This window comes from Desulfurobacterium thermolithotrophum DSM 11699, assembly GCF_000191045.1.
Taxonomy (GTDB): Bacteria; Aquificota; Aquificia; order Desulfurobacteriales; family Desulfurobacteriaceae; genus Desulfurobacterium; species Desulfurobacterium thermolithotrophum.
Map to the genome: position 1 here is coordinate 201855 of NC_015185.1, position 12874 is coordinate 214728.

A 12874-nucleotide genomic window follows, 5' to 3' on the forward strand; every position below is an offset into this window, starting at 1 on the left:
CTTTAGTCCCCTCCAAAAAGTTTCTTGAGCTTTTCAAAAAATCCCTCGTTGTACTCTAAGTTAAGGAATGGAACTTCTTTTCCAAGTAAACGTTCTGCTACATTTCTTAAGGCCTTGCCAGCAATAGATTCTTCAAAAAGAACAGCTGGTTCTCCTCTATTTATGTAAGAAACCATATTTTTATCTTCTGGAACAATACCTATAAGTTCCAATCCTAAAATTTGGACTACATCTTCAGCATCAAGCATATCTCCTTTTGCAACTTTTTTAGGATCAAGCCTATTGACAATTAATTTAGGTTCTGGTTTTCCCATAGTTTCACAAAGACCGGTAACTCTATCGGCATCTCTAATTGAAGCCATTTCAGGATTTGCAACAACAAGTATAGTGTCTGCAGGAGTAACTGCTGTTTTAAATCCTTCTTCAATTCCTGCTGGAGAGTCTATGAATATAAAGTCAAATTTTTCTCTGAGAGATTCAACGATATTAACAAGGTCTTCCGGACTAATTGCATTTTTGTCCTTTGTCTGTGCAGCAGGTAGTAAGTGTAAATTTTTTGTCCTTTTATCTTTTACAAGAGCTTTTTCTACTGGACAAACTCCTTCGGCAACATGAACTATGTCGTAAACTATTCTGTTTTCTAATCCAAGGATTAAGTCAAGGTTTCTTAGTCCTATGTCGGCATCAATCGCCACTACCTTATATCCTTTAGCTGCAAGAGCAGTAGCAAGATTACCTGTTATAGTACTTTTTCCTACTCCTCCTTTCCCGGATGTTACACAAATTACTTTATCAGCCATCATCTCCCCTTCTTTAAAGATTCTATTTTAAGTTTTCCTGATTTAACTCTTGCTTTAAAGTTAACATAAGATTCCTTTCTATCAAATGTTCTTTCTTGGTTACATATTTCTAACCTTGGAGCTTCAAAGTAGAGAGCTCTTACTTCTGCTTCTGATTTACCAATCCCTGCTTTAACAATTCCTCTTAGACTTCCCATCACATAAACATTTCCACCTGCTTCAACTTCAGCTCCGGGATTTACATCTCCTAAAATGACAAGATCACCAGTAGAGGTAACTTTATCTCCGGAACGTAAAGTTTTTCTTACAAATTTCACTTCTTCAGTTTCAGCTCTCTCTCTTTCCTTTTCAATTTCCATTTCGGAAAGGTCACATGGGATTCCTAAGGAAATACAGAGCTCTCTGTTTTCCTTTAGATTAGTTTTAAAACCGCAAAATGTCAATTCATCAACGTTTTGTATGAATAAGCTAAGTTCTATAATTTCATTTTTTGAAAGCTTTCTATCTTCCACACAAACTATAAACCTTGAACCTTTTAAAAGTTGTTTCTTTTCTAAGATAAAATTTTTTATAGCTTCAACGTCAAAAGACTTACTATCAGTGATGATTTCTATTCCAATTACATTAGTTCCCCTTAATTTAAACTCCATTTCTGTATAATTCTCCCACTTCAAATTAATTTTACTTTAGTTTGAAATTTTATCACAGAGGGTATAATGGTTTTTCTCGGAGCATCCTCACAAGGCAAACTTTTACTGTTTGGAATACCTTACGATTCTACAACCTGTTTTAGACCAGGTGCAAGATTTGCCCCTGACGGAATTCGATTTTTTTCTGAAAATCTTGAAACATACAGTCCTTCTTTGGATAAGGATTTGGAAGCTGTAAGATTTAGAGATTTAGGAAACGTTGACGTTCCTGCTAATCCCGAAAAATTAATTAAGACTGTAGAAGATTTCATGAAAAACGTAGAAATTCCTATCATGATTGGAGGAGAGCACTCTGTAACCTATCCAGTTGTTAAATCCTTGTTTGAGCGCTACGGAAATTTAACAGTTATACATTTTGATGCTCATGCAGATTTAAGAGATGAATATTCTGGAACAAAGTACTCCCATGCCTGTGTTATGAAAAGAATTTTAGAGCTCGGCTGTAATCTAATTCAGATTGGCATTAGGAGTGGAACAAAAGAAGAATTTGAGCTTATGAAAAATAGTCTACAAATTACATATCTCTATTCACCAAAAGATTTACCTGAGATTTTAAAGTCAATAAAAACTCCAGTTTACATTACAATAGATATAGATTTTTTTGATCCAGCCTATGCTCCTGGAACAGGAACCCCTGAACCGTGTGGTTTTTCTCCTATTGAATTCTTTGAAACCATTTATAAATTACCGCCTGTTAAAGTAGTTGGATTTGATGTAGTAGAAGTTTCTCCACCTTATGATCCAAGTGGTATTACTCAAATGCTTGCTGCTAAGATTGTTAGGGAATTGATTTTAAAGTTTTGGGGGTAAGAATGCTTTGGTTTACTGAATACTATAGTGGTGAAGGAATGGATTTAAAAGGAACAGGTTTAACCATAAAAGTAAAAAATGCTCTAACAACAAAAACTCCATTTCAGGAAATTCTGCTTCTTGATACTGAAGATTTTGGAAAAATGCTTGTTCTTGATGGTGCAATTCAGACGACAGAAAAGGACGAGTTTATTTACCATGAAATGATAGTTCATCCAGCTCTTTTTACGCTTGGTAGAAAACCAGAAAGGGTTCTTGTTATAGGTGGTGGAGATGGTGGAACAGTAAGGGAGGTTATAAAACATAATCCAGAAAAAGTGGAATTGGTAGAAATAGACAGAGAAGTTGTAGAATTTGCTAAAAGAGAACTACCTTCAATTTCATGTGCTTTAGATGATGAAAGGGTAGAGCTTATTTTTGACGATGGAAGAGAATACATAAAGGGAAAGGAAAACCTTTACGATATCATAATTGTTGACTGCTCAGATCCAATTGGTCCTTCAAGAGTTCTCTATGAAGAAGAGTTTTATAAAGATGCTTTTAAAGCTTTAAAAGATGACGGAATTTTTGTCACTCAGTCTGAATCTCCATTTGCACAGAATAGAGTTCATAAAAAGGTAGTTAAAGAGCTCCAAAAAGTATTTTCTATAGTTAGGCCTTACTTTGCATTTATTCCAACTTATCCTTCCGGAATGTGGAGTTTTACTATTGGTTCAAAAATTCTTGATCCTCTTACTGTAAATCCAGAAAAGCTTTTAGGAAAAGTCTCAAATCTTGAAAAATCAGCAGGAAAGCTTAAATACTACAACTCTCAGATTCACTATGGCGCCTTTGCAGTTCCAAACTTTATATACGAGGAGGAGTAAAATGGAGATACTAAAACAAATTGCCCAGGAAGCTGAAAAGAACACACAGGTTCCTGCTTACCCAAGAAGTGTAGAAAAAGTAATTGCTGCTGTCATTTCCACTCCAAATTTCTGGAAGGTTGTTGATCTCTCTGATGAACCTCTTCCACTTGTTGCTGAAATTTTAAAGCTTTTGAACAAACACGGTCTTGTTGTATTTGAAGGAAATCAAATTCTTCTTACAGAAGCTGGAAATGAACTAGTTAAGAAACTTGGAATTGAAACCTTTGTTTCCCACAGGTGTTCTTGCTGTAACGGAAGAGGAGTAGTTATCGAGGGGTCTCTCAAAGAAGCTTTTGAAAAGTTTCTAAAAATTCAAGAGAAAAGACCTCCGGCTATCCATCAGTATGACCAAGGATTTGTAACTCCTGAAAATACATTTGCAAGGGTTGCACTTGCAGACGACAGAGGAGACTTAAGAGGTAAGAATGTTATTGTTCTTGGTGATGATGATCTTATGAGTATTGCCCTTGCTTTGAGTGGTCTTCCAAAGAAAGTTACAATTCTTGAAATTGACGAAAGACTTGTTAACTTCATTAAAGAGGTTTCTAACGAGTATAACCTTAACATTGATGCAAGGGTTCACGATTTAAGACAGCCTCTTCCAGAAGACGTTGTTGGTGCTTACGACACATTTTTCACTGATCCACCAGAAACAGTTGAAGCTATAAAGGCATTTGTTGGTAGAGGAGTTGCTACACTTAAAAGTGAAAGATGTGCAGGTTACTTTGGTGTAACAAGAAGAGAGTCTTCACTTGATAAGTGGAGAAGAATTCAAAAGGTTCTCCTTGAGATGGGACTTGTGATTACAGATCTTCTTCACAACTTCAACGAGTACGTTAACTGGGATTACTACGAAGATATGAGAGGCTGGCAGCTTACACCTGTTAAAGAGCCTCCAAAAGATATCTGGTACAAGTCAACTCAGTTTAGAGTTGAAACTGTTAGAGGATTCAAAGGCTTCAATGACCCAATTGTTGGAGACATCTATAACGACGCTGAAAGTTCTACTACTTAAAAGTAACTTAAATAAAGGAAGGGGAACATCCCCTTCCTTTATCCTTCGTCATCTTTCATAAGCTTGTATTTTAATGCATCAACAAGAGCAATCCATGAAGCTTCAATTACGTTTGGAGATACTCCAACCGTTCCCCACTTTCTTTTTCCATCTGTTGATTCTATTAAAACTCTTGGTGAAGCTCCTGTTCCAGCAGCTTCGTTAAGGATTCTTACTTTGTAGTCGGTAAGTTTAACTTCTTTTATTGAAGGGTAAAACTTTTCGAGAGCTTTCCTTAAAGCTTTATCTAGTGCCTCAACAGGACCTCTACCTTCTGCAGCTGTATGTTCAAATCTATCTTCTATTCCTTTTTCTCGTGCTATTTCTTCAGGTATTTCCACTTTTACGGTTGCTTCAGCATAAGCTTCTTCTTCTTCTGATCTCTTTTCTGTGAAGACCCTAAATCCTTTAAGCTCAAAGTATTTTTTAGACATACCAAGAGTTTCCTTTAGAAGAAGCTCAAAAGAAGCTTCTGCTCCTTCAAAGTGATATCCTTGAGCTTCTAAATATTTTATCTTTTCAAGAATTTTCTTGACTTCTGGAGAATTTTTGTCCAGTTCTATTCCGAGCTCTCTTGCCTTATTTACTATATTACTTCTTCCTGAAAGCTCAGAAACCATTATTCTCCTTCTGTTTCCAATAAGTTCCGGATTTATATGTTCATAGGTTCTTGGGTTCTTTTCAACTGCAGAAACGTGGACACCTGCTTTGTGGGCAAATGCATTATCTCCAACAAAAGGAAGATTGGCAGGGTGAGGTCTGTTTAAGAGCTCTGAAACAAGTCTTGAAACAGAATAAAGTTTTTTCAAGTTTTCAATAGGTATTGATTTATATCCCATTTTTATTACAAGATTTGGAATGATTGAACAAAGATTTGCATTTCCAGCTCTTTCACCAAGTCCGTTTATTGTTCCTTGAATCTGAATTGCTCCTTTTTTGACTGCTATTAAAGAGTTTACAACTGCCATATCTGAATCGTTGTGAGCGTGTATTCCAAGTGGAGCTTTTACTTTTTTTGAAACAGCATCAAATATTTCTTCTGTTTCATACCAAAGTGTTCCGCCATTTGTATCGCACAAGATAAGACAGTCTGCTCCAGCTTCTTCGGCAGCCTTTAGGGTCTTAACTGCATATTCTGGGTTTTCCTTGTATCCATCAAAGAAGTGTTCGGCATCAAAGAAGACTTCATCAAAGTACTTTTTCAGATATTCAATTGTTTGATAGATAAGTTCTAAATTTTCCTCAAGGCTAATCTTCAGTGCCTCAGTTACATGCAAATCCCAGGACTTTCCAAAGACTGTAACCGCTGGTACTTTTGTTTTTACAAGCTGTGCAATGTTTGCATCTTCCTCTATCTTTATTCCCTTTCTCTTTGTGGAACTAAATGCAACGATTTTGGAATTCTTTAGGTTAAGCCCTTTTACAGTTTCAAAGTAGGCTAAATCCTTCGGATTTGAACCTGGCCAACCGCCCTCAATGTAGTGAACCCCAAGGTCGTCAAGTGCCTGAGTAATTCTTAGTTTATCTTCAAGAGAAAAGGAAACTCCTCTTGTCTGAGCACCATCTCTAAGAGTTGTATCGTATATGTAAACCATTATTCAACCTCTTACTTTGCCTCTTTTTACTCACTTTTATCCAGTCCAAAAGCCTCGTGGAGAACTCTTACAGCAAGCTCTGTAAACTTTTCTTCTACAATGCAGGATATTTTTATTTCGGAAGTTGAAATCATAACGATATTTATTCCATACTTTGCAAGGGTTTCAAAAACTTTTCCTGCAACCCCTGCATGACTCCTCATTCCAAGTCCAACTACAGAAACCTTAGCAATTCTGTCATCTCTTATAACGTTTCTTGCTCCAATTTCATTAGCAACTTCCTTAGTAATTTTTTCAGCTTTAGAAGCATCATTTTTCTCTACTGTAAAAGAAATATCTGTATAACCATCTACAGAAACGTTTTGAACTATCATGTCAACTGGAATGTTAGCTTCGGCAAGAGCATCAAATATCCTTGCGGCAATTCCAGGTTTATCAGGCACTCTTTCTACAGTAATTCTTGCTTCGTTTTTATTGTGAGCTATTCCTCTAACAACTACTCTTTCCATTGTTTCGTCTTCCTCCTTAATGAGCGTTCCTTCATCTTCTGTAAATGTACTTCTAACTCTTAAGGGTACGTTGTACTTCATCGCAAATTCAACAGACCTTATTTGAAGAACCTTAGCACCTAAGGAAGCAAGCTCTAACATCTCTTCGTAAGATAAAACATCTATTCTTTTTGCCTGAGGAACAATTCTTGGATCGGCAGTGTAAACTCCATCAACGTCTGTATAGATGTCACATCTATCAGCATTTAAAGCCGCAGCAAGTGCAACTGCTGAAGTGTCTGAACCTCCTCTTCCAAGGGTTGTTATATCTCCTTCTTCGGTAATACCTTGAAATCCAGTAATTACAACTAACTTTCCTTCCTTTAGGTGTTTTTTTATTCTTTCAACATCTATGTCAAGTATTCTTGCCTTTGTAAAGGCATTGTCTGTTTTTATTCCAGCCTGCCATCCAGTTAAAGAAACAGCAGGATATCCCATGTTGTTAAGGACAATTGAAAGGAGACCAGCAGAAACCTGTTCACCTGTAGAAACAACAAAGTCCATATCTCTTTCATTTGGCTCAGCAGTTATCTCTTTTACAAGATTAATAAGCCTATCCGTTTCCCCTGCCATTGCAGAAACAACAACTACAACATCATTCCCCTTTTCTTTTTCTTGGAGAACTCTTCTTGCAACGTGCTTTATCCTCTCTATCGAACCCATAGATGTTCCACCAAACTTCTGAACAACGAGTGCCATTAAGCTACCTCCAAATAGTCAATTATTCAGGTAGTTTATCCATTCCTGAAAGTTTTACTTCTAACTCTTTAACTCCGATAGGAACTATTTTCCGTATTGATTCAAGGAGAAATCTATTCTCTAAGATAATGGCTGCAATTTTACTACGTGTAAATTTATAATGCTTAGAAAGTAGAGATTTAAGAACCTCAAAATCTTGATTGTTTAGTTTTCTTACTTCTACATAATCCCTATTTATCTTTTCTTCAATGTCTCTATCAAGAACAAAAGCAGTTCCACCTGTCATTCCTGCTCCAAAATTCTTTCCAACTTTTCCAAGAATTACGACTATTCCCCTAACCATGTATTCACAGGCGTGTTGCCCTGCACCCTCTACAACTGCTATTGCACCACTATTTCTGACTGCAAATCGTTCTCCAACAACTCCAGAAGCAAAGAGACCTCCTCCTGTTGCACCGTAAAGAAGCGTGTTACCAGCTATTACATTTTCATGAGGATTTCCTTTAAATTCTTCTGGAAACTTAAGGATTATGGTTCCTCCGCCAAGACCTTTCCCAACGTAATCGTTAGCTTCTCCTATGAGCTCTAGTGTTATGCCGCATGGAAGAAATGCTCCAAAACTTTGACCAGCGACTCCTCTAAATCTTAGATGAATAAAATTAGGAGAGAGTTTTTCCTTTCCTAAAGATTTTGCTACATGATAACCAAGTAAAACCCCAACGCTTCTATCAGTATTTTTTATCTCGTACTCTTTAAAAGTTTTTTCTCTTCTTTCAAGATACGGAAGAACATCTTTGACAATTTGCTCATTAAGTTGTGATTTAATAGGAGTGTATGGGTAATTTTTTCTTTTTATTCTATAAACAGGACTTTCAGTAATGAAGCTAAGATCGAGGTTCTTTGCAAATCTATAACTTTCCTTAACTTCTTTATTTTCTTCTAAGAGATCATATCTGCCGATAATTTCATCAAGACTTCTATATCCCATTTCTGCTAGTATGTGTCTTATATCTTCAGCAACAAGCTTAAAGTAGTTGACTACACTTTCAACTGCTCCTCTAAAGCGTTTAATTTTTGCTTCATCTTGTGTAGCTATTCCAACAGGACACCTATTTGTATGGCATTCTCTATCCATTACACAGCCTTCTGCAATCATTGCGGCTGTTCCAAAGCCAAACTCTTCAGCTCCCATGAGAGCTGCTATTACAACGTCCCTTCCTATCTTAAATCCACCATCAACCCTTAAAACTACATTTTCTCTGAGATTATTTTCAACAAGATTCCTATGTGTCTCGGGAAGTCCTATTTCCCAAGGCATTCCAGCACCTTTAATAGAAGAAAGAGGGGAAGCTCCCGTTCCACCGCTTGCTCCGCTAATTTGAACAATGTCTGCTTTTGCTTTTGCAACTCCTGAAGCAACAGTTCCTACTCCACTTTCAGCAACGAGCTTAACGGCAATTTTTGCTTTTGGATTTGATAGTTTGAGATCGTAAATGAGCTGAGCAAGATCTTCGATTGAATAGATGTCGTGGTGAGGTGGTGGAGATATAAGTGCAACTCCCGGAACAGAAAATCTAAGAAATGCAATGTATGGTGTAACTTTGTGCCCTGGTAAATGTCCTCCTTCTCCAGGTTTTGCTCCTTGAGCAAGTTTTATTTCAATTTCTTCGGCAGATGCAAGATAAGAAGGAGTTACACCAAATCTACCAGATGCTACCTGCTTGATTTTACTGTTTTTAATTGTTCCATACCTTTCAGGGTCTTCTCCACCTTCTCCCGAGCAACTCTTTGCTCCTAAGATATTCATTGCTTCTGCTATTACCTCATGAGCAACCTTTGAAAGAGCTCCAACAGACATTCCCGGAACCATAAGTCTTTTAACAATTGACTCTATCGGTTCTACTTCCTCTATTGGTATCGGTTTCCTGTCAGATTTTATTTTTAATAAATCTCTTATGTAGGTTGGTCTTTTCTTAACGGCTTCCACTACCTTCTTAAAATCTTCATATTTCCCACTTCTTGCGGCTTTAAAAATTCCTCTTACAACTTCAGGATTCCAAGAGTGATAAATTCCATCTGGACGAAACTTGAGTTCTCCACTAAACTCTGGTTCTTCCTTTTCTTCGGAAAGTTTTACTCTATCCCTTACTATCTTTTCTATATCGTCAAGAGTCACACCACCAATAGGAGAAAATGTATTTGGGAAATACTGTTCTACAACTTCCTTTGAGATTCCTACAATATCAAAAAGCTGAGATCTATGGTAAGAAGAAAGAAGGGATATTCCCATTTTTGACATTATCTTAAGAATTCCGTTATTTATTGCTTTTTTGTAATTTTCTTCAAGTTGGTGGTAAGAAAGATTTAAATCAAGCTCTTTTGTTTTTAAATACTCAAAAACAAGATATGGATGAACTGCTGCAGCTCCAAAAGCAATAAGAGCTGCTATCTGATGAGTATCCCTTACCTCTCCTGTTTCCACAATTATTGAGATTTTAGAAAGCAGTTTCTCTTTTTCTAAAAAGGTTGAAAGTCCGGAAACAGCAAGAAGTGAAGGTATTGGATATTTAACACTTTTATCTGAAAGAATAACTATATCAATACTTTCTTCTACTATCGCTTTTTTAACTTCTTCAAATAGTTTTTCAAGTCCATCCTTTAAGGAATCTTCAAATTCCATTCTGAATTCTTTAACTTTTAAGAATTCAGCTTTCTTTATTTTCTTAAGCTCAGAAGGAGTAAGAAGAGGAGAATCTATTTCAAGCCTTCTTGGGACTTTTCCTGTAAGTTCAAGAAAATTTTCTTTTGCTCCTAATTTCATTTTTAAGGACATTACAGACTTTTCTCTTATTGGATCAATTGGAGGATTTGTGACTTGAGCAAACCTTTGCTTAAAGTGTTTAAAAAGCAAGTAAGGTCTGTCAAGGAGATTAGGAATTGGAGTGTCATCCCCCATTGAGAAAACAGGTTCTTTACCCATTTCTGCCATGTATTCAACAACTTCTTCAAGATCTTCTTTATAAAAGCAATACTTTATAAGTTCTTTATTAAGATTTTCAGAAGGGTTTGGCTCTACTTTCTCAAAGTTCTTTAGTTTGAATAGCTTTCTTCTAACTTCCCTGCTTACATTAAATTCTATAGTGATTCTATTTAGTATTTCTTCACTTTTTTCAATAGTACCAGTTTCTGTATCTATTAATATTGTTTCTCCTGGCTTAAGTCTTCCAAATTCTTTAACATCTTCTTCAGGAATATCAATCATTCCAACTTCAGAACCAAAAATGACCGCATCTTCTGTTATTATGTATCTTGCAGGTCTTAATCCATTTCTATCAAGTTTACCTCCTACGACTTTTCCATCTGTAAAGGTAATCGCTGCTGGTCCATCCCATGGTTTCATAAGAGTGGCTGCATACTGGAAAAAGGCTTTTACTTCGTCATTTAAATTGTCAAGAAGTTCGTAAGCTGGAGGAATAAGAACATTTATGGCTACTGCTGGATCAATCCCACACATTACCATAAGTTCAAATACTCTATCAAGAGAAGCAGAATCGCTTTCGTCAAAATCTACAAGAGGTAAAACATCTTTGATCTTTTCACCTAAGACTGAAGAACGCAGTATGGGTTCAACAGCCTTTATGAAATTTCTATTAGCAGTAATTGTGTTTATTTCTCCATTATGGGCAATGAGTCTTAAAGGTTGCGCAAGTTTCCATTCAGGATTTGTATTTGTTGAATATCTTTGATGGAAAATAGCAAAAGAGCTCTTTAGTTCTTCGTTTTGAAGATCTAAATAAAATCTTTTTAGGTCTGGTGCCAAAAGCATTCCTTTATACACAACGAGTTTGTCAGAAAAAGAAACTACATAGTTTTGATAGGATATGTTTTTAAGTAGCTTCTCTAACTTTCTTCTTAAAAGATATATTTCAATAGAATTCTTTTTAGCTGGAACGATTATCTGAATAATTTCGGGCAAAGCTTTTCTTGCTAATTCTCCACATTCTTTTTTATCAATAGGAACTTCTCTAATTACGTAACTTCCAAAGATTTTTTTTACTTCTTTTTCTATAGTTTCTATAGACTTGTCTATATTTTCCTTTAGAAAGAATGTACCAATGGCAACTTTTTTAGCTTGAAAGTTTGGATCTAGTCTTTTTGCTTCGTTTAGGAAAAACTCGTGGGGTATTTGAAATAGAATTCCCGAACCGTCACCCGTTCTACCGTCTGCAAGAGTAGCTCCTCTATGTGTAAGATTTGAAACAGCTCTTAGTCCTTTATCTATTATTGAATAAGATTTCTTTCTTTTAGTATTGACAATAAAGCCTACGCCACACGAATCCTTAGATTTCATTGTTGCTCCTTTTCCTTAGGTTTCAGATAGAGTTAAATTCTATCAAAGATAAAACATGGAATTTCCTTTTTGGGTTTTAGGGTGTTGTTGAAGTTCAGATAGAAGGTGGACACCCTACAATAACCTTTGAATACCACAAGGAGGTGTCCACCGATGAAACAATTGAAAAGATTCAAAGGAACATCCCTCCATATATCAAGCACAAATACAGCATTCAAAGAAACCCTGAAAGAAGGAAGAAGAGTAAAAAAGAAACTTGACCTAACAAAAGACAGAAATGTTAAAAGGAGACTCAAATGGATAGAGTATTACCACAAAACAGGCAACGCCAGAAAAACATGCAGATACTTTGGCATCAGTCCAACAACCTTCTACAAGTGGAAAAAAAGATACGACAAGTACGGGATAGAAGGACTCCAAGACAGAAACAAAAGACCTCATAAAGTAAGACAACCCCAAACAGAACCTGAAATAGAACACATCATCGTCACAATAAGGGAAAAATTCCCAACCTGGAGCAAAGAAAAGATAGCAGCCTTCATGGAAAGATACCTAAATGTAAAAATATCATCCTCTACAGTTTACAGGGTTCTCAAAAGACACGGACTAATAGAAAGAACCTGGAAACTAAAAAGTACCTACAAGAGGAAGAAACAGAAAGGGAAAAAGAACCGCACCAGAAAAGGACTAAGAGCAGACAAACCAGGAACAATCCTCATGGACGTTAAATACCTCTACTGGTGCGGTAAAACCTTTTACCAGTTCACGGCAATAGACAAGTTCACCCGAATAGCATTTGCCAAGGTTTATTCTACAAAAAGCAGCAGGAGCGGAAGAAGGTTTTTTGAAGAACTTGAAAAATTTCTTCCCTTCAAGATAGAGAAAGTTCAAACGGATAACGGGAGCGAATTTTTAGGGGAGTTAGACGAATATCTTAAAAGAAAAGGGATAGAACACTACTTTAGTTATCCGAAATCTCCCAAGACTAATGCGCATGTAGAAAGGTTTATTCAAACGACAGAAAGTGAACTATGGATGATAGAAGGAACAGAACCGACTGTTGATGAGATGAATAAAAAACTTTTTGAGTATTTAAAGATTTACAACTTTCTTAGACCCCATCACTCTTTAAATTACAAGACTCCCGCTGAGAAGTTTGAGGACTATATTAGAAGTCATCAAGGTGTCCACCATGTATTGAACTCGAACACAGGGTTGACAATTTAAATTGAAAGTCTATATTTTTGTCCTGCGTACAGCGTCCCCATCGTCTAGCCAGGCCTAGGACACCGGCCTTTCACGCCGGCGACGGGGGTTCGAATCCCCCTGGGGACGCCAATTATTTCTTGGCCTTGAAGGCAAGGGGAGGTTTGTGTCTTCATAATCCCCCCTTTTCCCC

9 protein-coding genes and 1 tRNA gene are annotated in these 12874 nt (G+C 36.6%); 5 read left to right on the forward strand and 5 right to left on the reverse strand.

The features are described from left to right. Positions 1–2: 2 nt before the first annotated feature. Positions 3–800: a septum site-determining protein MinD gene (minD, locus tag DESTER_RS01150; RefSeq protein WP_013637841.1), complete on the reverse strand. Its 798-nt coding sequence runs from the start codon at positions 798–800 to the stop codon at positions 3–5. Beyond that, entirely contained in the window at positions 800–1450 is a 651-nt protein-coding gene (locus tag DESTER_RS01155) for a septum site-determining protein MinC (protein WP_013637842.1), read from the reverse strand. The genes minD and DESTER_RS01155 overlap by 1 nt, the downstream gene beginning before the upstream one ends. A 66-nt stretch (positions 1451–1516) precedes the next feature. Between DESTER_RS01155 and speB the strand changes: the two genes are divergently transcribed. The 3 genes from speB to DESTER_RS01170 are packed head-to-tail and all read left to right on the forward strand — an operon-like array spanning position 1517 to position 4243. After that, entirely contained in the window at positions 1517–2320 is an 804-nt protein-coding gene (gene speB / locus DESTER_RS01160; RefSeq protein ID WP_013637843.1) for an agmatinase, read from the forward strand. 2 nt (positions 2321–2322) lie between these two features. Beyond that, a complete protein-coding gene (gene speE / locus DESTER_RS01165; RefSeq protein ID WP_013637844.1) occupies positions 2323–3186 on the forward strand; it encodes a polyamine aminopropyltransferase in 864 nt (287 codons plus the stop codon). A gap of 1 nt (position 3187) precedes the next feature. Next, on the forward strand, positions 3188–4243 hold the full coding sequence (locus DESTER_RS01170) for a bis-aminopropyl spermidine synthase family protein (protein ID WP_013637845.1): 1056 nt from the start codon (positions 3188–3190) through the stop codon (positions 4241–4243). 38 nt (positions 4244–4281) lie between these two features. Here the strand turns inward: DESTER_RS01170 and cimA are convergent, their stop codons facing one another. The 3 genes from cimA to gltB are packed head-to-tail and all read right to left on the reverse strand — an operon-like array spanning position 4282 to position 11475. Beyond that, the gene (cimA, locus tag DESTER_RS01175) at positions 4282–5877 is read right to left on the reverse strand and encodes a citramalate synthase (protein WP_013637846.1); all 1596 of its coding nucleotides are present in this window, start codon (positions 5875–5877) and stop codon (positions 4282–4284) included. A 26-nt stretch (positions 5878–5903) separates the two neighbouring features. Beyond that, positions 5904–7124 (reverse strand): aspartate kinase, encoded by a 1221-nt coding sequence (locus DESTER_RS01180; protein ID WP_013637847.1) that lies wholly within the window; start codon positions 7122–7124, stop codon positions 5904–5906. A gap of 22 nt (positions 7125–7146) precedes the next feature. After that, positions 7147–11475, reverse strand: a complete 4329-nt coding sequence (gltB, locus tag DESTER_RS01185) for a glutamate synthase large subunit (protein ID WP_013637848.1) — start codon at positions 11473–11475, stop codon at positions 7147–7149. A 153-nt stretch (positions 11476–11628) separates the two neighbouring features. On the opposite strand from gltB, the gene DESTER_RS01190 reads away from it, so the two are divergent. Next, positions 11629–12702, forward strand: coding sequence for an IS481 family transposase (locus DESTER_RS01190; protein WP_013637849.1), 1074 nt, complete (start codon positions 11629–11631; stop codon positions 12700–12702). Positions 12703–12735: 33 nt separating this feature from the next. Continuing rightward, a tRNA-Glu gene (locus tag DESTER_RS01195) sits at positions 12736–12813 on the forward strand. Positions 12814–12874: the final 61 nt, after the last annotated feature.